Source organism: Rhizobium sp. FG96, from assembly GCF_057808655.1.
In genome coordinates this window covers 152,358-177,370 of the sequence record NZ_JBMDIL010000009.1, presented here as the reverse complement: position 1 = coordinate 177,370, position 25,013 = coordinate 152,358, and the positions used below count along the sequence as shown (strand labels likewise).

Annotated in this window: 24 protein-coding genes; 15 read left to right on the top strand and 9 right to left on the bottom strand. The window is 63.0% G+C overall.

Features of this window, described 5'->3' with window-relative positions; genetic code table 11:
- The first annotated feature begins 129 nt into the window (after positions 1 to 129).
- The 8 genes from ACODR6_RS19360 to ACODR6_RS19325 all read left to right on the top strand — a co-directional run bounded on the left by ACODR6_RS19360 (position 130) and on the right by ACODR6_RS19325 (position 7,248).
- Positions 130 to 657: a carboxymuconolactone decarboxylase family protein gene (locus ACODR6_RS19360; RefSeq protein ID WP_489023719.1), complete on the top strand. Its 528-nt coding sequence runs from the start codon at positions 130 to 132 to the stop codon at positions 655 to 657.
- 164 nt (positions 658 to 821) lie between these two features.
- The gene (locus ACODR6_RS19355) at positions 822 to 1,139 is read left to right on the top strand and encodes a hypothetical protein (protein WP_130283776.1); all 318 of its coding nucleotides are present in this window, start codon (positions 822 to 824) and stop codon (positions 1,137 to 1,139) included.
- Positions 1,140 to 1,217: 78 nt separating this feature from the next.
- Positions 1,218 to 2,291, top strand: coding sequence for an Ldh family oxidoreductase (locus tag ACODR6_RS19350; RefSeq protein WP_489023717.1), 1,074 nt, complete (start codon positions 1,218 to 1,220; stop codon positions 2,289 to 2,291).
- A 108-nt stretch (positions 2,292 to 2,399) separates the two neighbouring features.
- Positions 2,400 to 3,158, top strand: coding sequence for a FadR/GntR family transcriptional regulator (locus ACODR6_RS19345; protein WP_112712030.1), 759 nt, complete (start codon positions 2,400 to 2,402; stop codon positions 3,156 to 3,158).
- Between the two features lie 24 nt (positions 3,159 to 3,182).
- The gene (locus ACODR6_RS19340; RefSeq protein ID WP_130283782.1) at positions 3,183 to 4,157 is read left to right on the top strand and encodes a sialic acid TRAP transporter substrate-binding protein SiaP; all 975 of its coding nucleotides are present in this window, start codon (positions 3,183 to 3,185) and stop codon (positions 4,155 to 4,157) included.
- A gap of 63 nt (positions 4,158 to 4,220) precedes the next feature.
- Positions 4,221 to 4,793 (top strand): TRAP transporter small permease, encoded by a 573-nt coding sequence (locus tag ACODR6_RS19335; protein WP_112712026.1) that lies wholly within the window; start codon positions 4,221 to 4,223, stop codon positions 4,791 to 4,793.
- Between the two features lie 4 nt (positions 4,794 to 4,797).
- A complete protein-coding gene (locus tag ACODR6_RS19330; RefSeq protein WP_112712024.1) occupies positions 4,798 to 6,204 on the top strand; it encodes a TRAP transporter large permease in 1,407 nt (468 codons plus the stop codon).
- Positions 6,205 to 6,213: 9 nt separating this feature from the next.
- Complete coding sequence (locus ACODR6_RS19325; protein WP_489023713.1) at positions 6,214 to 7,248, top strand: L-idonate 5-dehydrogenase; 1,035 nt, start codon at positions 6,214 to 6,216, stop codon at positions 7,246 to 7,248.
- Here ACODR6_RS19325 and ACODR6_RS19320 read toward each other — a convergent pair.
- The 6 genes from ACODR6_RS19320 to ACODR6_RS19295 form a co-directional block, all read right to left on the bottom strand.
- Positions 7,245 to 8,297 (bottom strand): Ldh family oxidoreductase, encoded by a 1,053-nt coding sequence (locus ACODR6_RS19320; protein WP_489023711.1) that lies wholly within the window; start codon positions 8,295 to 8,297, stop codon positions 7,245 to 7,247. The two genes, ACODR6_RS19325 and ACODR6_RS19320, sit on opposite strands and share 4 nt — an antisense overlap.
- Positions 8,298 to 8,321: 24 nt before the next feature.
- A complete protein-coding gene (locus tag ACODR6_RS19315) occupies positions 8,322 to 9,284 on the bottom strand; it encodes a hydroxyacid dehydrogenase (protein ID WP_489023709.1) in 963 nt (320 codons plus the stop codon).
- A gap of 54 nt (positions 9,285 to 9,338) precedes the next feature.
- The gene (gene pdxA / locus ACODR6_RS19310; RefSeq protein ID WP_203430967.1) at positions 9,339 to 10,325 is read right to left on the bottom strand and encodes a 4-hydroxythreonine-4-phosphate dehydrogenase PdxA; all 987 of its coding nucleotides are present in this window, start codon (positions 10,323 to 10,325) and stop codon (positions 9,339 to 9,341) included.
- Between the two features lie 13 nt (positions 10,326 to 10,338).
- Entirely contained in the window at positions 10,339 to 11,472 is a 1,134-nt protein-coding gene (locus ACODR6_RS19305) for an iron-containing alcohol dehydrogenase (RefSeq protein WP_489023706.1), read from the bottom strand.
- A gap of 308 nt (positions 11,473 to 11,780) precedes the next feature.
- On the bottom strand, positions 11,781 to 12,971 hold the full coding sequence (locus ACODR6_RS19300) for a sialidase family protein (protein ID WP_489023704.1): 1,191 nt from the start codon (positions 12,969 to 12,971) through the stop codon (positions 11,781 to 11,783).
- Positions 12,972 to 12,981: 10 nt separating this feature from the next.
- Positions 12,982 to 13,887: a dihydrodipicolinate synthase family protein gene (locus ACODR6_RS19295; protein WP_489023702.1), complete on the bottom strand. Its 906-nt coding sequence runs from the start codon at positions 13,885 to 13,887 to the stop codon at positions 12,982 to 12,984.
- A gap of 283 nt (positions 13,888 to 14,170) precedes the next feature.
- Here ACODR6_RS19295 and ACODR6_RS19290 point away from each other — a divergent pair, with 283 nt between their 5' ends.
- From ACODR6_RS19290 to ACODR6_RS19260, 7 genes are all read left to right on the top strand, one after another.
- The gene (locus ACODR6_RS19290; RefSeq protein ID WP_148194671.1) at positions 14,171 to 15,811 is read left to right on the top strand and encodes an ABC transporter substrate-binding protein; all 1,641 of its coding nucleotides are present in this window, start codon (positions 14,171 to 14,173) and stop codon (positions 15,809 to 15,811) included.
- A gap of 138 nt (positions 15,812 to 15,949) precedes the next feature.
- Complete coding sequence (locus ACODR6_RS19285) at positions 15,950 to 16,906, top strand: ABC transporter permease (protein WP_413711506.1); 957 nt, start codon at positions 15,950 to 15,952, stop codon at positions 16,904 to 16,906.
- Positions 16,907 to 16,908: 2 nt separating this feature from the next.
- Positions 16,909 to 17,868 (top strand): ABC transporter permease, encoded by a 960-nt coding sequence (locus tag ACODR6_RS19280; RefSeq protein ID WP_130283804.1) that lies wholly within the window; start codon positions 16,909 to 16,911, stop codon positions 17,866 to 17,868.
- Positions 17,868 to 18,872, top strand: a complete 1,005-nt coding sequence (locus ACODR6_RS19275; RefSeq protein ID WP_413711505.1) for an ABC transporter ATP-binding protein — start codon at positions 17,868 to 17,870, stop codon at positions 18,870 to 18,872. Before ACODR6_RS19280 ends, ACODR6_RS19275 begins: the two co-directional genes overlap by 1 nt.
- On the top strand, positions 18,872 to 19,864 hold the full coding sequence (locus ACODR6_RS19270; protein ID WP_489023698.1) for an ABC transporter ATP-binding protein: 993 nt from the start codon (positions 18,872 to 18,874) through the stop codon (positions 19,862 to 19,864). The genes ACODR6_RS19275 and ACODR6_RS19270 overlap by 1 nt, the downstream gene beginning before the upstream one ends.
- A complete protein-coding gene (locus ACODR6_RS19265) occupies positions 19,861 to 20,922 on the top strand; it encodes a four-carbon acid sugar kinase family protein (protein WP_489023696.1) in 1,062 nt (353 codons plus the stop codon). The genes ACODR6_RS19270 and ACODR6_RS19265 overlap by 4 nt, the downstream gene beginning before the upstream one ends.
- 26 nt (positions 20,923 to 20,948) lie before the next feature.
- A complete protein-coding gene (locus tag ACODR6_RS19260) occupies positions 20,949 to 21,716 on the top strand; it encodes a FadR/GntR family transcriptional regulator (protein ID WP_203430961.1) in 768 nt (255 codons plus the stop codon).
- On the opposite strand, the gene ACODR6_RS19255 is transcribed toward ACODR6_RS19260, so the two are convergent.
- The 3 genes from ACODR6_RS19255 to ACODR6_RS19245 all read right to left on the bottom strand — a co-directional run bounded on the left by ACODR6_RS19255 (position 21,709) and on the right by ACODR6_RS19245 (position 24,919).
- On the bottom strand, positions 21,709 to 22,101 hold the full coding sequence (locus tag ACODR6_RS19255; RefSeq protein WP_199625292.1) for a DUF779 domain-containing protein: 393 nt from the start codon (positions 22,099 to 22,101) through the stop codon (positions 21,709 to 21,711). The two genes, ACODR6_RS19260 and ACODR6_RS19255, sit on opposite strands and share 8 nt — an antisense overlap.
- A 211-nt stretch (positions 22,102 to 22,312) precedes the next feature.
- Complete coding sequence (gene adh, locus ACODR6_RS19250; RefSeq protein WP_489023693.1) at positions 22,313 to 23,821, bottom strand: aldehyde dehydrogenase; 1,509 nt, start codon at positions 23,819 to 23,821, stop codon at positions 22,313 to 22,315.
- Between the two features lie 135 nt (positions 23,822 to 23,956).
- Complete coding sequence (locus ACODR6_RS19245) at positions 23,957 to 24,919, bottom strand: helix-turn-helix domain-containing protein (protein ID WP_449097768.1); 963 nt, start codon at positions 24,917 to 24,919, stop codon at positions 23,957 to 23,959.
- Between the last annotated feature and the right edge of the window lie 94 nt (positions 24,920 to 25,013).

Sequence of the window (25,013 nt, the reverse complement as noted above, 5' to 3'; positions counted from 1 at the left end):
TGGTCCTCCGTTGCGCCGATTGTGCCCGCCGTTCGGCCGCCGAGGCAAGAGCGGAAATGCGCCATGGAGTTTGCCGGCCTGGGCTGCTATCCCATCGGCAGCAATGATGAAAACCACGAGTGCGATGCAATGAGCCACATTCCCCAGATCGATTACGAAACGGCATCGGCGGAGATCCGTCAGGCGCATGACGAGGAAGTCAGGGTTCGCGGCCGGATGACCAACATGAAGCGCACGCTGCTGCATTCTCCTGCCGCCCACCGCATCTATGCCGAATGGTTCACGCTGCGCGCCGAGCTCAACCCCGCCGTCAACGACCGGGAGATCTGGATCTTCTCGCATGCGATCTCGAAAGCCAGCAAATCGAAGATCGCCATCACCTTCTTCCGCCGGGCGCTGATCAATGCCGGGTTCGACCCCGATGCGCTGACGCTGTCCGATAACGAGCATCTGCTCGCCCGCTTCGGAACCGCGATCGTCGCCGATTCCAATGCCATCCCCGCCGAGATCTGGGAGGCGCTGAAGGGGCGCTATCCGGCCAAGGTTCTGGTCGATCTCGTCGCCTTCGCCGGGGTCATGCTGGCGACCGCCGTCTTCAACAATGTTGTCGACGTCGATTTCGATCCGGAGCTCGAGGCTTTTGCCGAGCGCAGCTGACTGCCGTTACGTCAGGTTGAGAAGCGCCCGGTATCATTTCTGTGCAAATCCGACCGGCATCCCCAAAAAGCGGGATATCGCCGGCTCTTGAATGGTAAGATAACCCGCCCTGGTTGAGCGGCGATTCGGTATCCAACGCCGCTCCCATAGGGGGAGTGAGCATGATGTCAGATGTGATCGCACAGATCGCCCGCGCGGCGGCAGAGCTTGAGGCCGAGCTTCGAGCGTTGCTGCAACTCGAGCAGGATGCGCCGCCATCCCTCCGAGACGATCTCGATGTTCTTCCTTGCCTTCTCGTCGAGCGCTTTCCGCAATTGTGTGATGAGCGTGCCGAGCTTCGCGGCTTGCTGAAAATCGGCCGGGCGGCCAGCCGCTCCGAACATCTCTCTCCAGCGGTTGCCGCCGCTGCGCTGGCGATGGTGGCGGAGTTCCGGGCGATCATCGCAAGGCTCAGCGCAAGGCCGGTGGTGATCGGCGTCTGATCCCATCTCAGCCGCTTTACGGCGAGCGGAAGCTCGCCTAGTTCTGTCGGGACGCGTGACAGGAACGGATAGAGCGGCATGCCCCATGACACGACTTCCTCCCGCGGCGGCCTGACGCCGCTCGCTTCGATCGACAGTTTTTGCCGCAAGGTCTTTCTTGCAGCCGGGACCGACGAGGCGACCGCCGATGCCGCGACGCGGGCGATGATGCACGGCACCCGCCATGGCATCGATAGCCACGGCGTCCGTCTCCTCGGCCATTACGTGAAGGGGCTGACCGAAGGCCGCCTCAATCCGCGGCCGCAGATCGCCGTCGCCAGCAACCTCGGCGCCATCGCTTCGCTCGATGCCGACAATGCCCATGGGGCGCTCGCCACCTATACGGCGATGGCGCATGCCTCGCGTCTGGCCGTCGATTTCGGCATCGGTGCTGTCGCCGTGCGCAACTCCTCGCATTTCGGACCAGCCGGAGCCTATGCGATGACGGCGGCCGGTCATGGCCTCATCGGTTTCGCGTTCTGCAATTCCGACAGTTTCGTTCGCCTGCATGACGGAGCGATGCGCTTCCACGGAACCAACCCGATCGCCTGCGCTGTGCCCGTCAGGGGCAGCGATCCCTGGCTGTTCGACATGGCGACCAGCGCCGTGCCCTATAATCGCGTGCAGCTCTATCGCAGCCTCGGCCGCGAACTGCCGGCAGGCGTCGCCTCCGACGAGCGCGGCTATGACACGCGCGACCCTGATATTGCCGACATGCTGGCGCCGCTCGGCGGCGAATTCGGCTTCAAGGGTGCCGGTCTCGCCGGCATTTCCGAAATCCTCAGCGCCGTGCTGACGGGCATGAAGCTCAGCTTCGACATCGCGCCGATGCCCGGTCCGGATTTTTCGACGCCGCGTGGCCTCGGCGCCTTCGTCATCGCGCTCAACCCTGAGGCCTTTCTCGATCTCGATACCTTCGACGCGGGAATGAAGCGCTACGTCGAAACGCTCAGGAATTCGCCCGCGCGCGACGGGTTCAAGGTCATGGCGCCGGGTGACCGGGAATGGGCCGTTGCCAGGGAGCGGGCCGAACGCGGTGTCGAACTCGATCCGGCGACCGCTGACAGTTTCCGCACGCTTTCCGTACAATACGGTGTGGACTTCCCGGCCTGATTTCATGCGGCGCATTGACGCACAACCGCCCCGATGTTACGCATGAGTCAATTGGTCAGGCCAGTTGACCAGTTGTGCGCTTGAGGAGAAGCGCGCCGGGGAGGCCACATGTTTTCGGCTGTTGAATCACGCCGCCTCTACAGGCAGGTGGCGGACCAGATTCGTTTGATGATAACCAGCGGCGAGCTTGCCGTCGGGCAACGTTTGCCGGCCGAGCGCGATCTCGCCGAGCAGTTGTCCGTCTCGCGCCCGACGGTGCGCGAGGCCCTGATCGTTCTTGAGGTCGAAGGCCTCGTCAACATCCGCATGGGCTCCGGCATCTATGTCGTGCGCCAGCACAGCGTCGCGGCAACGCCAGCCGAGCCGGAGCCGGTCGAAGGCCCGTTCGAGTTGCTCCAGGCCCGCGCCGTCATCGAATGCGCCATTGCGGAAGAGGCGGCGAAGGCCGCGACCCCAGCCGATATCGCAGCGCTCGACGATGCCTTGAACAGCATGCGTGGCCTGGTCGGCGACCCCAGCGCCGTGATCGCCGCCGACCGCGCTTTCCATACCGGCATTGCCGCGATCGTCCGCAATGCGGCGCTGATCCGCGTCACTGGCGAAATGTTCGACATGCGCATGACGCCTTATTTCGAAAAGCTCGCGAGCCATTTCGAAGGGCCGGCCACCTGGCTCAGCGCCCTTGAGGAGCATCAGGCCATTCGCGACGCGATCGCCGCCGGCGATCCTGATGCCGCGAAAGCCGCGATGCGGGCGCATCTTGCCATGTCGCAGAAGAGATTTTCCGAAAGCTTCGGGGAGGAGTTTCCGGGAGAGGAGGGGCGCGGCCATCCGGCCGGTCCGAAGAAAGGAAATGCAGTCACTTAAACCAGAGCTCGGGAGGAGAGAGCGATGAAGATGAAATTGGCAACAATCCTTTGCACCGCGGCGGCGATCATGGCGTCGACGGCAATTGCGCATGCGCAGACAGTCCTGAAATGGGCCCATGTCTACGAGACGTCGGAACCCTTCCATACGGAATCGGTCTGGGCCGCAGGCGAGATCAACAAGCGCACCAACGGCCGCTACAAGATCGATGTCTTCCCGGCCTCGCAGCTCGGCAAGGAAGCCGATATCAACCAGGGCCTGAAGCTCGGCACCGTCGATATCATCATCTCCGGTTCGAGCTTTGCCGCCCGCGACTACAAGCCGATCGGCGTCACCTATTTCCCCTATATCTTCCGCAGCCCGGAACACCTGATCGCCTATACCAAGAGCGACGTCTTCAAGCGCCTTGCCAAGGGTTATGAAGACAAGACCGGCAACCACATCGCCGCCGTCAGCTACTACGGCACCCGCCACACGACCTCCAACAAGCCGATCGCCAAATGCGCCGATATGGCCGGGTTGAAGATCCGCGTGCCTGACGTGCCCGCCTATCTCGCCATGCCGCGCGCCTGCGGCGCCAACACGACGCCGATCGCCTTCGCGGAGGTCTATCTTGCCCTGCAGAACGGCACGGTCGAAGCGCAGGAAAACCCGCTGACGACGATCGAGGCGAAGAAGTTCTACGAGGTGCAGAAGAACATCATCCTGACCGGTCACATCGTCGACCATCTCAACACGGTGATCTCGAAGACGCTGTGGGCGAGCCTCTCCGACGAGGACAAGAAGATCTTCGGTGACGTCATGCAGGAAGCTGCCGAGCGCACCACCAAGACGATCGAAGGCAAGGAAAACAGCCTGATCGCCACATTCAAGGAAAAGGGCCTGAATGTCGCCGAGATCGACAAGGCCGATTTCGAGAAGACCGTCATGGAGAAGGTGAAGTTCGAGGACTTCGGCTACGAAAAGGCTGATTGGGAAGCGATCCGCGCGATCCAGTAAAACCCGCGGCGCGGCGTCTGCGGGCGCCGCGCTCATTCTTTCCGCAGGGGATCAACGCCGCCCATGACGCAAGAAATCCATACGCCGGTGACCGCCGAAGAGATCGGTCACGAATTCGAAGGCCATGCGCCGACCGCCAATATCTCCGATTATGCGATCGAGGACTGGATCACGCTGATCATCTTCTGGCTGATGGCGGGCTGCGTCTTCCTGCAGTTCTTCACCCGCTATGTGCTGAACGACAGCTACGCCTGGACCGAAGAAATCGCCATCAACTGCCTGATCGGCGTCGTCTTTCTCGGGGCCGTCATGTGCGTGCGCACGTCACGGCACATCCAGGTCGATGTCTTCTATCACTATATGCCGGCCGGCCTGGCGCGCGTGCTCGCCACCTTCGTCGATATCGTCCGCATCGGCTTCCTGGCCTATGGCTGCTACCTGATGTGGCGCTATGTCGGCATCGTCGCCGACGAGCAGATGGTTACCATCGATCTGCCTCGCAACATCGTCTTCTACAGCGTGCTGATCGCCTTCGTGCTGATGCTGATCCGCGCCGTCATCGTCTTCATCGCCAATATGCGCCGCGGCTACTCGGTTCTCGAGCGCCCCGAAGAATTCCAGACTGTCGAGGGTTGATCCAATGCTGCTGCTTCTTGGCTCGTTTCTGCTGCTGATGGTGATCGGCGTTCCCGTCGCCATCTCGATGGCCGTCGCATCGGTTCTCTACATCGTTCTCTACGGCGTCGCCCCCGATATCATCGTCGCCCAGCGCATGATCGCCGGTGTAGAGAGTTTTCCGCTGCTTGCGGTTCCCTTTTTCATCCTCGCCGGCAACCTGATGAACTCGGCAGGTGTCACCGGCCGCATCTATTCTTTCGCGGTTGCGCTCGTCGGCTGGATGAAGGGCGGTCTGGCGCAGGTCAATATCATCGGCTCGGTGATCTTCTCCGGCATGTCCGGCACGGCGCTCGCCGATGCCGCCGGCATCGGCACCATCGAGATCAAGGCGATGAAGGATCACGGCTATCCGGTTGAAGCCGCCGTCGGCGTTACCGCGGCGTCAGCGACGCTCGGCCCGATCTTCCCGCCGTCTCTGCCCTTCGTCATCTACGGCATGATGGCCAATGTCTCGATCGGCGCGCTGTTCATGGCCGGCATCCTGCCGGGCATCGTCATGACGCTCCTGATGATGGTGACGGTCGCCGCTTTCGCCTATCGCAAGCGCTGGGGTGCGGATGCGCCCTTCGACGTCAAGCAGCTGGTTTCGGCGGGCATGGAAATCGTCGTCGTACTGCTGGTGCCGCTGTCGATATATCTGATGATGCTTGCCGGGCTTTCGATGAATGCCGCAGCCGGTATTGCCCTGTTGGTACTTCTCGGCCTCGACTGGTATTTCGGCTTCTCCGCCGTCATGGCGCTGATGACGCCGGTCATCCTGATCGGCGGCATGACGATGGGCTGGTTCACGCCGACTGAGGCGGCGGTCGCGGCCGTTCTCTGGTCGCTGTTCCTCGGTCTGGTGCGCTACCGCACGATGACCTTCTCGACGCTCGCCAAGGCAAGCTTCGATACGATCGAGACGACCGCGTCGGTTCTCTTCATCGTCACCGCTGCCTCGGTTTTCGCGTGGTTGCTCACCGTCAGCCAGGCGGCCCAGCTCCTCTCGGATGCGATCCTGTCGATCACGGACAACAAATGGGTTTTCCTGATCCTGGTGAACCTGCTGATGCTGTTCGTCGGCTGCTTCCTCGATACGATCGCGGCGATCACCATTCTCGTGCCGATCCTGCTGCCGATCGTCGCCAAGTTCGGCATCGATCCGGTTCAGTTCGGCCTGATCATGACGCTCAACCTGATGATCGGGCTGCTGCATCCACCGCTCGGCATGGTGCTTTTCGTGCTGTCGCGCGTCGCCAAACTGTCGGTCGAACGCACGACGATCGCCATTCTGCCCTGGCTGGTGCCGCTCTTCGTCGCATTGATCTTGATCACCTTTGTCCCTTCCATATCTCTCTGGCTGCCGCAGCAGCTCGGTTTGCTACGGTAGGAGGAACAGATGCAGACACGTCTCGCGCGCCTTTACGGCAAGGGTGATCTCAGGATCGAAAGTGGGGCCGTTCCGTCGCCCGGACCGGGAGAGGTGCTGCTGAAAATGGCGACCGCAGGCATCTGCGGCTCCGACCTGCACTATTACCAGGACGGTGGCTTCGGGCCGGTGAGGGTCCGCGAGCCAATCATTCCCGGCCATGAGGCGGCCGGTGTCGTGGAACAGGTGGGCGCAGATGTAAAGCTGAAGCCCGGCACGCTTGTTGCCGTCAATCCGAGCCAGCCCTGTGGCCATTGCGAATACTGCCGGAAGGCGATGCCGATCCACTGCCTGGAAATGCGCTTCATGGGCAGCGCCATGCGCCTGCCGCATGAACAGGGCATGTTCCGCGAATGGTTCGTCGTGCCAGAGAAGCAATGCTTCGAGGTTGCGCCGGGAACGAGTGCGGCGGAAGCTGCCTGCAGCGAACCGCTCTCCGTCTGCCTGCATGCCGCGTCAAGGGCGGGCGAGATCCGGGGCAAGCGCGTCCTTGTGACTGGCGCAGGCCCGATCGGCTCGCTGATGGTTGCAGCTGTCAGGCACCACGGCGCCGAGGAAATCGTCGTCACCGACCTTGCTGATGCGGCGCTGCAACGGGCGACCGCGATGGGCGCGACGCGGGCAATCAATGTCTCCGCCGGGGCTTCGGCACTGGCGGAATTCGAGGCAAACAAGGGCTATTTCGACCTGGTCTTCGAATGCTCGGCGGCGGCGCCGGCCATCCGCAGCGCGATCGCCACCGTCAAGCCGCGCGGCACGATCGTCCAGGTCGGCGTCTCCGGTGAAGTGCCCGTACCCCTGAACGCCATCGTCGCCAAGGAGCTGCACATCCACGGCACGCAACGCTTCCATGAGGAATTCGCGACCGCGGTCGCGCTGATCTCCAGCCGGGCAATCGACGTCCGCCCGATCATCAGCCACAGCATGCCGCTGGAGCAGGCCGATGCTGCCTTCGTGCTGGCCGGAGACCGTACTGCGGCCTGCAAGGTACAGCTGACGTTTTAAGCGGGTAGTGAGACACCCAGCCGCTCGGCATGCGGCTTCAGCGAAGCCATGATTCCCGGGAAGAGGGCGACGCCATCCGTCAGTGCCTTGCGCTTGCGGGCAAGGCCATTTTCGCCGGGGAGGCGCACGCGGGGGACGCCGGGGCGTGGTGGGTTGCTGTGGCAGGCGTCAGCGAGCCAGCCGGTCTGGCGGAGAAACGCGTCGCGGCCGCCGAAGGCATCGGGATCGAAGACCTGCACGGTGACCGCTGCATTGGTGCCCTTCGGAGCATCGACGCGGCCGTAGCCGGCAAGACCCTGCGTGAAGGCTTCGACATGCAGCGCCATGCCATAGCCTTTCTGGCCGTGGTCGAGGCCGCCGGTCGGCAGCAGCGTACCGCCACGCTCGATGACACGAGGATCGCGGCTCGGGTTGCCGTTTTCGTCGAGCAGCCAGTCGTGCTCGTACTGCCTGCCTTCGCGGATGAGCCGCTGCGCCATGTTGACGGTGGTGATCGAGGCGCTGATATCGATAAGGATCGGATCGCCAGGCGTCGGGATGCCGTGGGCGACCGGGTTTGGCGTGTAGACGCCGCGCGTGCCGCCGAAGGGCGCGACCTGCGCGCCTGACGGGCTGGAGCTAGCGACGCTGACCATGTAGCCGCGGTCGGTGGCGAGCGTCAGGTAGGCGGCGAGGCAGCCGATATGGTGGCTGTCGGCGATCGCAACGGTGGCGGTACCATATTGCGCGGCGCGATCGCTGGCGAGCTTGACGGCTTCCGACGTCAGCCATGCGCCGGGCAGGCGCTTGCCGTTCCAGGCGATTGCCGGGCCGCGGTCGGAGATGACATCGGGAGCGCCCGATACCTTCATCACGCCGTCTGCAATGCTCTGCAGATACCAGCCGGCGAGCGCCAGGCCATGTGTCGTATGGCCGAGAAGGTCGGCTTCGACGAGAAAACGGGAGACGGCTTCGGCCTTGTCTTCTTCGAGACCGGCCGCCGCAAACAGAGATGTCGCGAAGGCGCGCAGCTTTTCTGCCTGATAGAGGGTCTCAGTCGTATCGGCCATGGGAGCCTCCGGATCGTTGAAAGGTCAGCGGGCGAGGAAACGCGGATGCAGCGTCTCGCCGCGCAGCGTTGCCAGGACGTGTTCGGCCGAGATGACCGACATGGCGCGTTTGGCATCGAGGGTGACGCCCGCCACATGCGGCGTGACGATCGTGTTGGGCAACGAGAAGAGCGGGTTGTCCTTTTCCGGCGGCTCGACGGCAAAGCTGTCGAGGCCTGCTCCGGCGAGGTGGCCGCTTTTCAGGGCGCCGATCAGCGCCGTCTCGTCGACGACTTCGCCGCGGGCGGTGTTGACGAGGAAGGCGCCGCGCTTCATCAGCCCGATGCGGCGCGTATCGATCAGGTCGCGCGTCTCTGGCGTCAGCGGGCAATGCAGGCTGACGATATCGGCAGCCGACAGAAGCCTGTCGAGATCGGTCTCGCGGGTAAAGCCGTCGAAGGCTTCAGCGGGCGTATGCGGATCGAAGGCCGAGACCTCCATGCCGAGCGCCTTCGCCATCTTGCCCAGCGTCTGGCCGATGAAGCCGAAGCCGACGAGGCCGAGGCGCTGGCCGCGCAGCTCACGGCCGTGATACTGGCCCTTGTCCCAGGTTCCGGAGCGGATCAGCGCATCCTGGCGGGAGAAATCCTTGACCAGCGCCATGATCAGCGCCAGCGCGTGTTCGGCAACCGAGATGCCGTTGCTGCCTGTGGTCATCGAGACGGGAATGCCGAGCTCGCTCGCTGCCTTGACGTCGATGTCATTCGTGCCGACGCCATGCTTGGCGATGTGGCGCAGATGCCCACCGGCCTTCATTTCCTCAGGGCCGAGGACATCGGCGAGCAAGCGGATGATGGCGCCATCGGGCTGATGTTCCCGCATCAGGCCGATCACCGTCTGGCGGTCGATATAGGGCTTGGTCTGGACGACCTTGACGTCTTCCTTCTCCAGCACATCCCGGCCTTCGGGCGCGAGTTCTCCTCCGAGAACGAGTACGGTTCTCTGCATGCCTGCCTCCTCATTTCCCCCCGGCAGAGCGGCGCGCAGGCGCCGCCCGGTCCGCTATGCGGCCTTGCGCGGCGAGCGCGCCATCAGCCGGGCGTAAGCGATGGCCGAGAGCATGTTGACGTGATTGGCCTTGCCGGTTCCGGCAATATCGAAGGCCGTGCCGTGGTCGACCGAGACGCGGTCGATCGGCAGGCCGAGCGAGACGTTGACGGCGGTCTCGAAGGCCACGAGCTTGATCGGGATATGCCCCTGATCGTGATACTGGGCGATGACCAGATCGAAGGCGCCGTTATAGGCGCGGGCAAATACCGTGTCGGCCGAAATCGGGCCGACGACATCGATGCCCTTTGCCTGCGCCAGCTCGACGGCAGGCGCCAGGAACTCGGCATCCTCGGTGCCGAACAGGCCGTTTTCGCCGCAATGCGGATTGATGCCGGCGACCGCGATGCGCGGCTTCATCCCGAGACGCATGAAGTGGTTATGACCGGCCTCGATCGTCGCCAGCACGCGCTCGGTCTTGGCGCGTTCGATGGCGCCGCGCAGCGAAACGTGGGTGGAAACGTGGATGGTGTTCAGCCGCTCGGAGGCGAGCAGCATGAAGGAGCTCTTCGAACCCGTCAGATGCGCGAGCAGACCGGTGTGGCCGTCGAAATGATGGCCGGCGAGGTTCATCGCTTCCTTGTTGATCGGTGCGGTGACGATGACATCGGCTTCGCCGGACATGGCGAGATCGACGGCGCGGCTGATGTATTTCACCGAGGCGTCGCCGGCGACCGGGCTGACCTTGCCGATCTCGGGCAGGGGCGCGCCGAGTTCGACTTCATCGACTGCGATGGTCGAACCGTCTTCCGAAGCGGCGGAGCCGAAGCGCAGGCCGCTTCCGGTGGCGCGGTCGGCGCGAACAAGCGCTTCCGTGTTGCCGACGATGACGAAATCCTTGCGCTCGCCGGCGGGCATGGCCGCCAGCGCCTTGACGATCACTTCGGGGCCGACGCCTGCGGGATCGCCGAGCGTCACTGCCACTTTTGCATTCTTCGTCATCGGTCAAATTCCCTTAAAAAGCAGCTTGATAAATGGCGCGGATATCATCGCGGGCGAGATCGCGCGGATTGTTGTCGAGCAGGCGGCGGATAGCAAAGGCGTCGTCCGCCATCGCATCCAGATCGTCGGCGGGGACGCCGAGGCCCGAAAGCTTCATCTCGATGCCGAGATCTGCGCAGAAGGCATAGGCGGCATCAAAGACCGAGCGGACGTCATCCGAAGTCTGATAGCCGAGCGCTGCCATGACGGCGCGGGTCTTTTCCGGCACTGACGGCGTGTTGAAGGCCAGGACATGCGGGAAGATCAGCGCATTGGCGGCGCCATGGGCGACATGCCAGCGGGTGCCGAGCGGATAGGCCAGCGCATGGCCACCGGCCGTATTGACCGGGCCGAGGCAGAAGCCGCCATAGAGCGACGCAAGCGAAAGACCGGCTCGCGCTTCCGCATCCGAGCCGTCCTTGACGGCGCGGGCAAGATACTTGCCGACGAGGCGGGCACCTTCGATCGCGTAGATGTCGATCATCGGGTGGGCCTTGCGGTTGGTGAAGGCCTCGACGCAATGGGCCATGGCATCGACGCCAGTTGCGGCCGTCGTGCGGGCCGGGACGGTGAAGGTCAGCGCCGGATCAATGACCGCGATATCCGCCAACATGTAAAGGCTTTCGACCGCGAGCTTCGCCATCGTCTTCGGGTCGGTGACCAGGGCGCGGGTCCCGGCCTCGCTGCCGGTGCCCGATGTCGTCGGCACCTGCGCCAGCGCCACCTTGCGCGGACCGCTGACCTTGTGCGGGCCGACGACCTCGTGAAGCGTCTGCGACGATCCGGCGAGAACGGCGGCAAGCTTGGCGAGATCCATGGCGCTGCCACCACCGAAGCCGACGATCAGCTCGGCCTGAGCGGCATTCGCGGCTTCCAGCACCTTGTCGAGATTAGGAATGTCCGGCTCGGGCGTGACATCGGCGAAGACCGACACATGGCCCGGAAGTTCGAGCACATCGACGCGCGAGGCGTTGAACGCATCCGAGATGACAAGCGTACGGGCATAGCCCTTGGCGGCGGCCCACTTGCCGAGCTTGCCCGCTGTGCCGACGCCAAACTCGATGATTTCAGGCCTGACAACCGTGATAGGCGAATCCAGACTGACCATGACACGGCTCCTCCATGATTACGGCCAAAGCCGCTATTGATGTAAAGTTGTTATATCAACTGTATGTTTCTGGCAATAAGGCGGACGATGGTTTTTGAGCAAATTCGCAGAAAACCTATGCGGTAGCTATCGATGGGCCGTCTGTATGTGCTCAATAAAGCATTGATTTTCTGTTGTTTTGTGAGCGAGAAGAGCGCTCTTCCTCCTAGTGCCCCTGTTGTTGCCGAGGCAAGAGACGCGCCGCATTCACTTGTAAATGCGATCAAGAATTTCGCGCCAGATGGCGCGAAATCCAGTCGTGTAGGGCCTCAGATCGTGACATCACTTGGCAGGCGAACATATTTGATCGCCCGGCGATAGTAGGTGTAGGCGATGTGCAGCGTTCCATCCGGTCCCTCGGTGATCGAGGGATAGGAGAATTCGCGGTTGAGCGAGTCCTTGGAGTTGTTGCTGAGGCAGTAGCCGTCGCCGGTGTCGAGATCGATGTGGGAATCGAAGCTCTGGCCGCCATTCGTCGAGATCGCCAGGCTCAGGGGCGCACGCGGAACGCCCCAGACGGCCTTGCGGCGCGTCGCAACCGGTGTTTCCGCAGCCTTTACGCCGCCCTTGTCGCTTTCGATCTCGTCATAGAGCGACTCGCGGCGGGCGTCTGATGTCTCGGCGTTGCTGTTGTTGTAAACCATGGCAATGCGGCCGTCTCCAAGCTTGGTTGCCTGGATCGAGGAGTTGTTGTTCGGCAGGTTGATCGGCTTCGGTGCCGACCAGCTCTCGCCATTATCCCCGGATTCCGATGACAGGACATGTTCGGAAAAACGGTTGCGGAAGAAAGCGACCATTTTGCTTCCGTTCAGCGGGATGATGTTCATGTGCACGGCGCCGAGGCTCTCCGGCACGTCGACCATCGTCCAGCTCTGGCCCTGATCCCGCGAGACCAGAACGCCTGCAGTATCGGCATCGCCGCTCCAGCGCTGGCCAGGCAGGCTGACACAGCGGAAGGCCGGCAGCAGCCAGTTGCCTGCGGAATTGACGACGACAGGCTGGCGCACGAAAGTGCCCGGCAGATCGCAGAGGACGCGGACAGCGCCGAACGTCTTGCCACCATCTTCGGAGATCCGGCACTTTACAACTGAGCCGTCCTGGTCGCCAGATGTCTGCGAGGTGTAAAGCAGCCAGACATTTCCGTCCGGCGCATTGAAAATCAATGGATTCTGCTCGGATTTCGCCGGATCGTCAGAGAGTTTTTCCGCTTCGGACCATTGATCCGCGCCGGGCGTCAGCCGGGACATGTAAACGGAAATGTCGCCCATTCCTTCCATCGTGCCGCCGAACCAGACGCAGGTCAGCGTACCATCCGGCAGGAAGGCAAGATTGGCGGCGTGGTTCTGGATGCAGGGGGAGGGCAGATAGGCGTCGGCCCGGCCCGGCTGGGCCGGGTTCGGGGCGATCTTGCCGGTCATCAGCGCCGGCACGGCTTCCGGCGGGAGCGCGGTGAAGCTCATGGCATCCTCCTTACGGCAGCTTTGCGTAACCTTCGGCAAGTGCGGCATATTCCGCGTCGGTGAGGGCAACGAGCGGCGGGCGCGTGCGCTTCCAGGCGGCATTGCCGGTCTTCAGGCCAACCATCGCCTTGATCGTCGGGATCTGCACGTAGGAATTGGAAAGTGTGCGGTAGCCGTTGATGCGCGCCTGCGCCGCATCGACCTTTGCCGTCTGCGCTTCGTCATGGACGTGGTCGTAAACGGTGCGTAGCGAATCGGCGACGAGGTTCGAGGTTGCCGTGATGCAGCCTGCACCGCCGGCCTTCAGCAGCGGCAGCAACAGCGGATCGGCGCCGCAGAGTACGGAGAAGCCCGGATATGCAGCGATGATCGCCTGCATGTTGTTGAAATCGCCTGCAGATTCCTTGATGCCGACGACGGTGTCAGGGAAGGCTTCGACAAGGCGGCCGATCAGCGGCACGGAGAGCGGAATGCCCGAAACCTGCGGGATGTGATAGAGGATCACCTGCAGGCGGTTGTCATTGACGCCTTCAAGGATTGCCGAATAGGCCTTGAAAAGGCCGTCGTCGGAAACGCCCTTGTAGTAGAAGGGCGGCAGCATCACGACCTTGGTGACGCCGAGCGAAAGCGCATGCTTGGTGAGTTCGATGGTCTCTGGAATGGCGGCAACGCCGGTGCCCGGCAGAAGCTTGTCCGGCGAGATGCCGGCCTTCAGCGCAGCTTCGAGCAGCATGCGGCGCTCGCCCATCGAGAAGGAGTTGGCTTCGCCCGTCGTGCCGAGCAGGGCGACGCCATGGCAGCCTTCCTCGATCAGGCGCTTGCAGTGTTCGGTAAACAGGCCGACATCCGGGCTGCCGTCGGCGTTCAGGGGTGTCGTAGCGGCGCTGAAAACGCCCGTGATCTTGTGATTGCTCAACGCATCCTCCTCTGCAGCGCAAGGCTGCTCCTGGCTATATCAGTGCGTGACTTTTCCTCGAAATGATAAGTTGTTGTCAATCTTACAAGCTGCGTCAGAATGGCATGCGTATTTTATCCTATTGAAATTAAATGCTAAAAATTTTTGTCCAAAGTTTGGAAGTTGAAATCTGTAAATTTGGATTGACAGATTTACATTATCGCGCAAATCTCTGGGTCATTGTAAAGCGTCCGGCTCGGGGAGGGTTTTCGAGTACGCGCTGTTTTGCCCATGGGAGGAATGTATGGCAGACCGTAATGACAAGAATGCTTCCACGGTGTCGCGCCGCGATGCGCTGAAGCTCGGCCTCGCCGCCGGCGTCGGCTTCACGCTGTTCGGCATGAGCGCCCGCATCGTCATGGCCCAGGAAGGCCAGGTGCTGAAGGCCATCAACCCGGCCTTCGACCAGGATTGGTCGCCGCTGCGCGGCGGTGGCCGTACGTTCCGCTGGAATTCCTTCTGGTGGGCTTCGCCGATGTATTTCGACGCCGAAGGCAAGCTCAACCCCTACGTCTTCACCAGCTGGGAATCGCCGGACAAGAAGGTCTGGACCTTCAAGATCGACCCGAAGGCCGTCTTCTCCGACGGCAGCAAGATCACCGCGGCCGACGTCAAGGGTTCGTGGGAAGTCGCTTCCCGCCCCAACACCAAGAGCCAGCGCGCCGATCAGGTCATGGGCAAGGTCGAAGGTTACAAGGATGTCGCCGGCGGCTCGGCCACCGAGATCTCCGGTGTCGCAACGCCTGACGAAGGCACCGTCGTCGTCACGCTGACGGAAGCCGATCCGATCTTCTTCATGCGCCTTGCCAACCACATCATCCCGATCACCAAGGCCTCGCAGTCGAAGGGCAGCGACGGCGAGGAAGTGGCTGACTGGTACAAGCCCGACAATAGCGCCGTCTATTCCGGCCCGTTCAAGCTGACCGCGATCGATATCGACGCGGGAACGCTGACCTTCGAGCCGAACGAAAACTTCTTCGGCACCAAGCCTAAGCTCGCCCGCATCGAGATCGCCTCGATCGAAGATAACGTCACTGCAACGCAGCTCATCAAGTCGGGCGAATACAACGCTCATACCGAGCTCGTCACCTCGACGATCATCCAGGATCTCGGCCCGGAATTCTCCGCCGGCCCGATCATCCCGACCAGCCAGCACTTCTGGTTCAACGTCAAGCGCGCGCCGATGGACGATCCGAAGGTTCGTCAGGCGCTGATCATGGCGATCGACCGCGACGGTCTCTTCAAGGCATCCTATCCGGATGGTCCGCACAAGAAGGCCGACCAGATCCTGAACTCGGTTCCGGGTGCCGACAATTCCGGCTTCGAGCCCTATCCGTACGATCCGGAAGGCGCCAAGAAGCTGCTTGCTGAATCGAGCTACGGCGGTCCCGATCGCCTGCCGAAGATCATGTTCGTCGGCATCTCGGCTCCGGCCATTCAGGCAGCTGCCCAGTTCATCGCCGAGCAGTGGCGCCAGAACCTCGGCATCACCGCCGTCGACATGAAGCCGCAGCAGGACTCCTATGCCGGTCCAGACCAGAACTCGGTCCAGATCTTCCGCGACGACGTCGGCACCCGCGTTCCGGATGCCGTGTCCTATCTCGCAGGCTGCATCGCTTCCACCTCGTCCAACGCCCAGAACAAGCTCGGCGGCTACAAGAACGACAAGGTGGATGCGGCTCTGGCAGAGGCAGCAACCAAGGCTGCCGACGATCCGGATCGCGTCAAGCTCGCTCAGGATGCCCAGAAGGCATTCCGCGACGATTGGGCGTTCATTCCGTGGTATTCTCAGGCCATGTCCCGCTGGGCAACCAAGGACGTCAAGGGCATGGAGAAGAACCTCGACTGGCAGGTCGTCGCTCCCTGGGACGTATCGGTCGGCTGATTGAGACGGTAAAGCCGGTCTCTCCAGCCCTCAAGCAACCGCGCGAAGGCCGCAAGGTCTTCGCGCAAGTTTCAAGAAGAGTAGGCGCGTTCCGCGCAGTTTGCGGTAAATGCGCCTGATAACAGGTGGGAGGTGGCCTTGCTTCGCTATGTACTAACGCGATTTGCCATCTGGATTCCGTCGGTTCTGGTCGTGATGCTCGCCGTCTATGCGATGGCCTTCTACGGCGCCGGCGATCCGATCAAGCTGATCTTTCTTCGTGCGCCGGGCGACGTCGCCTATAATCCGGAGCGCATCGAAGCCATCCGCGAAAGCGCGGGCCTCAACAAACCCTTCATCGAGCAGTTCGGCTATTACATCTGGAACCTGCTGCATGGCCAGTTCGGCAATTCGCTGACCTCGGGCCGTTCGGTCTGGGCGATGGTTTCGGCCGCTGCCCCGGTTTCCTTCAAGCTGGCGCTCTGTTCCATCATCCTGACGGCTGTCGTTGCGATCCCGCTCGGCATGCTGGCAGCGCTGAACCAGAATTCCCGCGTCGACTACACGATCACCGGTACGGCGCTGTTCCTCTGGGCAATCCCGGCCTATGTCGCCGGTCCGCTGCTGATGGTCGGCCTCATCGTGCTGCTGCCGATGATCAAGGTGCCCTATGGCTGGGGCGGCGTCTTCGACGTGCGCATCATCCTGCCGCTCATCGTGCTTTCCTTCCAGCCGATCGCGCTGATCGTGCGCCAGACGCGCGCCGCCGTCATCGAAGTGCTGTCTGAGGATTTCGTCCGCACGGCCCGCGCCAAGGGCGTGCCTGAGATGGTCGTTGCCATCAAGCATATCCTGCGCCCGGTGCTGACGCCCGTCGTCACCCAGCTCGGCCTCATCATGATCACCATCGTCAATGGCGCGATCTTCGTGGAGCTGGTCTTCGGCCTGCCGGGCCTCGGCCGCCTCACGGTCCAGGCGCTGACGAATTCCGACTATCCGGTCATCCTCGCCATCACGCTCATCGGATCCTTCCTGGTGATGATCTCGAACCTGCTCGTCGATGTGCTCTATCCGATGCTCGATCCGCGTGCCAACGACGCAAGAAGGAGCCGCTGACCATGTCCGCCATCCCTCTCTCGACAATCGAAACCGCCGACGAACTGCCGGTCAACCTGTGGCGCGACGCCTGGTACCGCCTGAAGCGCAACAAGCTTGCCGTCTTCGGCCTGATCGTGGTGCTGATCCTCGCCTTCGCGGCAATATTCGGGCCGTATCTGACGCCCTATGATTACCTGACGCAGGATCTGCAGGCCCGCAATGCCGCACCGTCGCTGGCGCATCTCTTCGGTACCGACGATCTCGGCCGCGATGTCTTCAGCCGCGTCGTCTTCGGCACGCGCACCGCCTTCCTCGTTGCCGTCATCGTCACTTTCATCGCCGTGATGATCGGCCTGACGCTCGGCGCCATCGCCGGCTTCTTCGGCAATCCGTTCGACCGCGTCATCATGTGGCTGACGGATGTGACCATGTCGGTGCCGAACCTGCTGCTCGTCGTCGTCATCAACGCCTCGCTGAAGTCGCCGATCACCAACTGGATGGAGGCGCAGTATCAGGCGACCCTCAATCCCTTCTATCGCCAGACCATCTGGGTCGACTTTCTCCTGGTCTTCGGTTCGATGGCGCTGATCTCCTGGCCGCCCTATGCGCGTCTCGTCCGCGCCCAGGTCCTGTCGATCCGCAGCCGTCCCTATATTACGGCCGCCCAGGCGCTCGGTCTTTCCAACTGGGTGATCATCAAGCGCTATGTCATCCCGAATGCGCTTGGCCCGCTCATCGTTTCGGTCAGCGCCGGTCTCGGTACCGCGATGGTTCTCGAAAGCGCTTTCAGCTTCCTCGGCGTCGGCGTCAACCCGCCGACCCCCAGCTGGGGCAACATGATCTCGGATGGTCTGCGTGTCTGGCAGCACTATCCGCATCTTCTCGCCGCTCCGGCGGCCGTGCTCGGCCTCGCTTCGGTAGCCTTCAGTTTCCTCGGCGACGGTCTCAACGACGCGCTCAACCCGCGGGGCAGCAAGTGATGAACACGAAGACATCTGAACGCCTTCTCGATGTTCGCGACCTGACGGTCGAGATCGACACCCGCCGCGGTCCCGCCGTCGTCGTCGATGGCATCGACCTCTACGTCAACAAGGGCGAAACGCTCGGCGTCGTCGGCGAATCCGGCTGCGGCAAGAGCCTGACCATGCTGTCGCTGATGCGGCTGCTGCCGAACAAGATCAAGGTCACCAAGGGCACCGCGCATTTCGACGGACGCGACCTGCAGAAGATGTCGAATGGCGACCTGCGCAAGGTGCGCGGCGGCGATATCGGCTTCGTCTTCCAGGACCCGATGACCTCGCTGAACCCGGTGATGCGCGTCGGCGACCAGATCTGCGAGCCGCTGATCTATCATCGCAAGATGAGCAAGGCGGATGCCCGCGCCCGTGCTGTGGAACTGCTGCGCCTCGTCGGCATTCCCGGTCCCGAAGAGCGCCTGATGGCCTATCCGCACGAGCTTTCGGGCGGCATGCGCCAGCGCGTGATGATCGCGATCGGCCTCGCCTGCAATCCGAAGCTCCTGATCGCCGACGAGCCGACAACGGCGCTCGACGTGACGATCCAGGCCCAGATCGTCGATCTGGTGAAGGACCTGCGCGCCAAGCTCGGCATGTCGGTCGTCTGGATCACCCACGATCTGGCGCTGATCGCCGGCCTCGTCGATCGCGTTGCCGTGCTCTATGCCGGCACCGTTGTCGAGGATGCGCCGGTCGACGAGCTCTATGCCCGTCCGAGCCATCCCTACACGCGCGGTCTGCTGTCCTCGATCCCGAAGCTTTCGGATTCCCCGGCAAGCCGTCTCTCCTCGATCGGTGGCACGCCGCCGGAGCCCGGCCGCCGCCCGAAGGGTTGCCCCTTCGCGCCGCGCTGCCCGCTGGCCGAAGCCGTCTGTCATGAGCGCGTGCCGAAGCTCGAGCCTGTTGCGGGCGCCGGCAACCACCGCGCCGCATGTTTCGTCGTCCAGAAAATGCAGGAGGCCGCGTGATGGGTGCCCAACCGCTTCTGAAAGTCGAAAACCTCGTCAAGCATTTCCACGTCAAGCTCGGTGCCTTCGGCGAGCGCGCAGCGACCGTCTATGCGCTCGACAACATCAATCTCGACATCATGGAAGGCGAGACGCTGTCGCTCGTCGGCGAATCCGGCTGCGGCAAGTCGACGACCGGCTTCACGATCCTCAACCTCTACAAGGCCACATCGGGCAGGGTGGTCTACAAGGGCCAGGATATTGCGACGCTCGATGAAAAGCAGATGCGCCCCTTCCGGCGCGACCTGCAGATCGTCTTCCAGGATCCGTATTCGACGCTCAATCCGCGCATGACGATCGGCGAAGCGATCGGCGAGCCGATCCTGTTCCACAAGCTCGCCACCAAGGCGGAGCTGAAGAGCAAGGTCGATGCGCTGCTGACCGATGTCGGCCTGCCGACCCGCTTTGCGCAGCGCTATCCCCATGAGCTCTCCGGTGGCCAGCGCCAGCGCGTCGTCATCGCCCGCGCACTCGCCTGCCAGCCGAAATTCATCGTCTGCGACGAGGCGATCTCGGCGCTCGACGTGTCGATCCAGGCGCAGATCATCAACCTGCTGCTCGACCTGCAGGAAAAATACGGGCTGACCTACCTCTTCATCGCCCACGATCTGGCCGTTGTCCGCCACATCAGCACGCGCGTCGGCGTCATGTATCTCGGCCGTCTGGCCGAACTCGCGAGCCGCGAAGAGCTGTTCGACAACCCGCTGCATCCCTATACGAAGGCGCTGCTCTCGGCCGTTCCGGAAACCGATCCGGAGCATGAGCGCACCCGCCAGCGGCAGATCCTGCAGGGCGACGTTCCGAGCCCGCTCAATCCGCCGACGGGCTGCCGTTTCCACACGCGCTGCCCCGCCGCCATGGACGTCTGCTCCAAGGTCATTCCGGAATGGAAGGAAGCAAAGCCCGGCCATCTGGTCGCCTGCCACGCCGTCAACACGGGACAGACTGCATGACGTTGAAAGCCGCCATCATTGCCGACGACCTGACGGGAGCGCTGGATACCGGCACGCCCTTCGTGGACGCCGGGCTTTCGGTGGCGGTGGCGATCGATGTCGAGACGGCAGATGAGGCGCTTGCGGCGGGGACAGATGTCGTCGTCATCAACACCGCCTCCCGTGCTTTGTCGGAAGACGATGCGGCGCGCCGCGTGCGCCAGGCGGCAGACGCTTTGAGCGCGCGGCAGCCGGCGGTCGTTCTGAAGAAGATCGACTCCCGGCTGAAGGGCAATGTGGCGGCCGAAAGTGCTGCACTCGCAGACGCGCTCGGTCTTGCCAGGATCGTCGTGGCTCCCGCCATTCCCGATCAGGATCGAACCACCTATCGCGGCTTCGTCGTCGGCCGCGGTGTCGAAAAGCCGATTGCCGTCGCCGATCTCTTTACCGGCCGCGATATGGATGTCGTGGTCGCCGACGCCGAGAGCGATTTCGATCTCGACGATATCGCCCTCGGCAATGACTGGAATAGCGTGCTGGCCGTCGGAGCCCGTGGCCTTGGCTCGGCGCTCGCCCGCAAGATCGGCCGTGCCGGCGGGCATCCGCTGCCCTTTCAGGCATCGCGCCGGACGCTCTTTGCCTTCGGGTCCCGCGACCCGATCACGGCGGCGCAGATGAACCGCCTCGAAGCCGCAGGTGCGCTGCGCGCCGTCATCGATGCGCCGATGGGCAGCGTCGAATGTGGCGAGGGGCTGGCGCTGCCGCTGCTTCTGCGCTGCACCGGCGAAATTGCCGGTGAGGGCGCAACGGTCGCCCGCCGCTTTGCAGGCGGTGTAAAATCAGTGATCGATGATACCAGGCCGGACATGATGATGGTCGGTGGTGGTGACACGGCGCTTGCGATCTTCCGCGAACTCGGCATCAAGACGCTGATGCCGAAGGGAGAAATCGAGGCAGGTGTGCCGTGGTTTGACGTAACGGCCGCCGACGGGCGGCATTTCCGGTGCGCGGTCAAGTCTGGGGGCTTCGGCAATACCGAGAGTCTGCTAAGACTGGTTCCACGGAATCAGGCGGCTTGAGCATGGTACCGGCGGGGAGAATGGGTGTGGATGAAGCAAATGGCGCATCGCTGAATGCGGGTAACGGTCCGGCTGCGAAGCCCGAGCGCGGCAAGGCCGTGAAACTCGTCGACCGTGTCTTCGACCAGATCCTCGAGCGCATCCGCGCCGGCAACTATCCACCGGATTCGCGTTTGCCGGGCGAGCATGAGCTTGCGTCGATGCTTGGCGTGTCGAGGCCGATCGTGCGCGACGCGCTCGCCAAGCTTCGCGAGCAGGGCACCGTCTACGCCCGTCAGGGCGCCGGCACCTTCGTCAGCGCCCATGGTTCGCCGACCACGCAGCTAGCCTATTCGCCGGTCAAGACGATCGCTGACATCCAGCGCTGCTATGAATTCCGCCTGACGATCGAGCCGGCCGCTGCCTTTTTCGCCGCCAAGCGGCGCGACGAACAGGCGATCCAGAAGATCGCCTCGGCACTCTCCGATCTCCGGGAAGCCACCAGCCACCAGCTGCACCGCAGCGACGCCGACTTCGTCTTCCATCGCGCTGTCGCCGAAGCTGCCAACAATCACTATTACACCGCCTCGCTCGATGCGCTGAAGCCGCATATCGCCGTCGGCATGCATCTGCACGGCCTGTCGCTGCTCGGCCCGCGCCAGGGGCTGGAGCAGGTCTACGAAGAGCATAACGAGATCTACCGGGCCGTCGCCGAAGGCCGCGCCGATGATGCGCGCAACCTGATGCAGACCCACCTCGAAGGCTCGCGCGACCGCCTGTTCGAAGGCCGCGTCCTCGATCTTTCGTTCAAATAGCCCGTCTGCCGATATCCGGAATAGCGCAGGCCTCGCCGCCTCCGAAGATGCGCGAGCGGGTGAGGAAGCGTTTCTCGCGTCCATTGTCGAGCGAGAACATCCCGCCGCGGCCGGGCACCACATCGATGATAAGCTGCGTATGCTTCCAGGCTTCGAACTGGCTGCCGCTGATATAGACGGGGACGCCGGCGATCTCGCCGAGTTTCACGTCTGTTTCCCCCACCCGGAATTCATCGGCCGGATAACACATCGGCGATGAACCGTCGCAGCAGCCGCCGGACTGGTGAAACAGGATATCCGGATGATCGGCGCGGATTTCGCCGATCAGGTCGATAGCGGCGTCGGTGGCGAGCACGCGCGGTTCGCCGTTGATTGTTTCTTCCATTTTGTTCCTCCCGTGGATGAGGAGAGGAAACCCCTCCCCAACCCCTCCCCACAAGGGGGAGGGACTTAACTTGTGGCACCGCCTCGCTTCGCAAATCAACGTTCTCGCGAACGCGAGGTTGCTATGAAGCGCGGAGAGCCCAACGGCTTAGCCCCTCCCCCTTGTGGGGAGGGGTTGGGGAGGGGACTTTCCGCCTCCGCTGACGTCCTTCTCAAAAGAACCCAAGCGCCTTCGGGCTGTAGCTCACCAGCATGTTCTTGGTCTGCTGGTAGTGGTCGAGCATCATCTTGTGGGTCTCGCGGCCGATGCCGGATTGCTTGTAGCCGCCGAAGGCCGCGTGGGCCGGGTAGGCGTGGTAGCAATTGGTCCAGACGCGGCCGGCCTGGATTTCGCGGCCGAAGCGGTAGGCGCGGTTGCCGTCGCGGGTCCAGACGCCGGCGCCGAGGCCGTAGAGCGTGTCGTTAGCGATCTCGAGCGCTTCCTTCTCGTCCTTGAAGGTGGTGACGGAGACGACCGGGCCGAAGATCTCTTCCTGGAAGACCCGCATCTTGTTGTGGCCCTTGAAGATCGTCGGCTTGACGTAGTAGCCGCTGGCGAGCTCGCCGCCGAGATCGTTGCGGGCGCCGCCTGTCAATACCTGGGCACCTTCCTGCCTGCCGATGTCGAGATAGGCGAGGATCTTTTCCAGCTGCTCGCTCGATGCCTGGGCGCCGATCATCGTCGTGCTGTCGAGCGGGTTGCCCTGCTTGATGGCTTCGACGCGCTTGATGGCTTTTTCCATGAAGCGGTCGTAGATCGACTCCTGAACGAGCGCACGGCTCGGGCAGGTGCAGACTTCGCCCTGGTTCAGCGCGAACATCGCAAAGCCTTCGAGCGCCTTGTCGAGGAAGTCGTCATCCTCGGCCATCACGTCGGCAAAGAAGATGTTCGGCGACTTGCCGCCGAGTTCCAGCGTGACGGGGATCAGGTTCTGGCTGGCATATTGCATGATCAACCGGCCGGTCGAGGTCTCGCCGGTAAAGGCGATCTTGGCGATCCGCGGGCTCGTTGCCAGCGGCTTGCCGGCTTCGAGGCCGAAACCGTTGACGATGTTGAGGACGCCCGGCGGCAGCAGGTCGCCGACCAGTTCGGCCCAGACGAGGATCGACGCCGGGGTCTGTTCGGCGGGCTTCAGCACGACGCAGTTGCCGGCGGCAAGCGCAGGCGCGAGCTTCCAGGCAGCCATCAGGATCGGGAAATTCCAGGGAATGATCTGGCCGACGACGCCGAGCGGCTCGTGGAAGTGATAGGCGACCGTGTCATTGTCGATCTCGCCGATAGAGCCTTCCTGGGCGCGGATGCAGGAGGCGAAGTAGCGGAAATGGTCGATCGCCAACGGAATGTCGGCCGCCATGGTTTCGCGGATCGGCTTGCCGTTGTCCCAGGTTTCGGCCTGTGCCAGAAGCTCCAGCTTGTCTTCCATGCGCTGGGCGATCTTCATCAGGATATTGGAGCGTTCGCCGGGTGCCGTGCGGCCCCACTTGTCCTTGGCCGCATGGGCGGCGTCGATGGCCGCGTTGATATCCTTCTCGTCGGAGCGCGGGATTTCGCAGAGCTTGCCGCCGGTGACCGGCGTGATGTTGTCGAAATATTTGCCGCCGATCGGCTCGCGCCACTCGCCGCCGATATAGTTGCCGTATTTCAGCTTGAACGGCGACTCGACGATTTTCTGATGCAGCATGTCATCCTCCCTTGATGATGCCTGGTTCAGGAGTGAACCGGTGGAGGAAATCTGCTCGTCTTTTGCTCTTCGAAATACCCGCCCGGAGCAATGCCGCACTGCACACTGTCGCAGCGCTGCGACAGGCGAGAACCCTCAGTGGAGGTTCAGTCGCTTCATCTTGCGGTGAAGCGTAGCACGGCTCATGCCGAGATTGGCGGCCGCCTGCGAGACATTGCCGTTGGTGCGTGTCAGCGCCCGGAGCAGGGCGGCGCGCTCGGCATCCATCAGCGCTTCCTCGCCGTCAGCTGGGCGGCTTTCCTGCAGGGCGTCGGCGGCCGGGATACCGGCGGCGATCCGGCGGTCGTCGAGTTTGAGGGCCAGCCGGGCGGCGCGGGTTGCGCCAAGCACGAGGTCGTGCCGGTCGACGGCAAGTAGCGCCGCAGCCGAATTCGTACCGGAGGGCACCATCAGGAAGCGCGAACCGGCAAAGGCACTGCGGAAGATGTTGAGCTCGATGCGCATCGCCGCGTCGCGCACGGCTTGTGCCAGGATCGACAGGGTCATCTCGTTGACGTCGTCGCGGCAGGTGGAGATGTCGAGCGCGGCAGCCAGCTGGCCGCGATGGTCGCGGATCGGTGCGGTGGTGCAGCTGAGCTTGATGTTGGAGGAGAGAAAATGCTGGTCGCGAAAGATCGAGACGGAGCGCTCGTCGGCGAGCGCCGTGCCGATGCCGTTGGTGCCGATGCTCGCTTCGGTCCAGACTGAGCCGGTCCAGAGGCCGAGGTCGTTGAATTCCTTATCGTCGGCACTCGCGCCGCGCCGCTCAAGCGCGACGCCCTCGCGGCAGGTCAGAAGCAGGCAGCAGCCGGCTTTGCCGACCGTCAGGAACAGCTTGTCGAGCTCGTCGTTTGCGTCGCGGATCAGCTGTTCGGATTGTTGGCGGGCGAGGCGGAATTCTTGCTCGGTCAGCCGCAGCGGCGCGCGCTTCTCTTCAGGGGTCAGCTGATGCTTGTCCATGCAGCGACGCCAGGAGGCGACGATCGGGGAGCTGGCGGCGGCAGAGTTCTGCTGCGCCCACGTATAGACATGGTCGGCATGCGCTGTGAATTCGTGCATCTGCTCCTCCCACGGAACGTAGACCGCAGTCTGGGGCAAATACCGTCTCATTGCAATTCTGCTTAATTAAGCAGCCCATTCCATGCCGCAGGGG

Bases quoted from the DNA above. Each gene is read 5' to 3' on its own strand.
- ACODR6_RS19360 (WP_489023719.1), top strand. From the start codon at position 130: ATGAGCCACATTCCCCAGATCGATTACGAAACGGCATCGGCGGAGATC.
- ACODR6_RS19355 (WP_130283776.1), top strand. From the start codon at position 822: ATGTCAGATGTGATCGCACAGATCGCCCGCGCGGCGGCAGAGCTTGAG.
- ACODR6_RS19350 (WP_489023717.1), top strand. From the start codon at position 1,218: ATGCCCCATGACACGACTTCCTCCCGCGGCGGCCTGACGCCGCTCGCT.
- ACODR6_RS19345 (WP_112712030.1), top strand. From the start codon at position 2,400: ATGTTTTCGGCTGTTGAATCACGCCGCCTCTACAGGCAGGTGGCGGAC.
- ACODR6_RS19340 (WP_130283782.1), top strand. From the start codon at position 3,183: ATGAAGATGAAATTGGCAACAATCCTTTGCACCGCGGCGGCGATCATG.
- ACODR6_RS19335 (WP_112712026.1), top strand. From the start codon at position 4,221: ATGACGCAAGAAATCCATACGCCGGTGACCGCCGAAGAGATCGGTCAC.
- ACODR6_RS19330 (WP_112712024.1), top strand. From the start codon at position 4,798: ATGCTGCTGCTTCTTGGCTCGTTTCTGCTGCTGATGGTGATCGGCGTT.
- ACODR6_RS19325 (WP_489023713.1), top strand. From the start codon at position 6,214: ATGCAGACACGTCTCGCGCGCCTTTACGGCAAGGGTGATCTCAGGATC.
- ACODR6_RS19320 (WP_489023711.1), bottom strand. From the start codon at position 8,297: ATGGCCGATACGACTGAGACCCTCTATCAGGCAGAAAAGCTGCGCGCC.
- ACODR6_RS19315 (WP_489023709.1), bottom strand. From the start codon at position 9,284: ATGCAGAGAACCGTACTCGTTCTCGGAGGAGAACTCGCGCCCGAAGGC.
- pdxA (WP_203430967.1), bottom strand. From the start codon at position 10,325: ATGACGAAGAATGCAAAAGTGGCAGTGACGCTCGGCGATCCCGCAGGC.
- ACODR6_RS19305 (WP_489023706.1), bottom strand. From the start codon at position 11,472: ATGGTCAGTCTGGATTCGCCTATCACGGTTGTCAGGCCTGAAATCATC.
- ACODR6_RS19300 (WP_489023704.1), bottom strand. From the start codon at position 12,971: ATGAGCTTCACCGCGCTCCCGCCGGAAGCCGTGCCGGCGCTGATGACC.
- ACODR6_RS19290 (WP_148194671.1), top strand. From the start codon at position 14,171: ATGGCAGACCGTAATGACAAGAATGCTTCCACGGTGTCGCGCCGCGAT.
- ACODR6_RS19280 (WP_130283804.1), top strand. From the start codon at position 16,909: ATGTCCGCCATCCCTCTCTCGACAATCGAAACCGCCGACGAACTGCCG.
- ACODR6_RS19275 (WP_413711505.1), top strand. From the start codon at position 17,868: ATGAACACGAAGACATCTGAACGCCTTCTCGATGTTCGCGACCTGACG.
- ACODR6_RS19270 (WP_489023698.1), top strand. From the start codon at position 18,872: ATGGGTGCCCAACCGCTTCTGAAAGTCGAAAACCTCGTCAAGCATTTC.
- ACODR6_RS19265 (WP_489023696.1), top strand. From the start codon at position 19,861: ATGACGTTGAAAGCCGCCATCATTGCCGACGACCTGACGGGAGCGCTG.
- ACODR6_RS19255 (WP_199625292.1), bottom strand. From the start codon at position 22,101: ATGGAAGAAACAATCAACGGCGAACCGCGCGTGCTCGCCACCGACGCC.
- adh (WP_489023693.1), bottom strand. From the start codon at position 23,821: ATGCTGCATCAGAAAATCGTCGAGTCGCCGTTCAAGCTGAAATACGGC.
- ACODR6_RS19245 (WP_449097768.1), bottom strand. From the start codon at position 24,919: ATGCACGAATTCACAGCGCATGCCGACCATGTCTATACGTGGGCGCAG.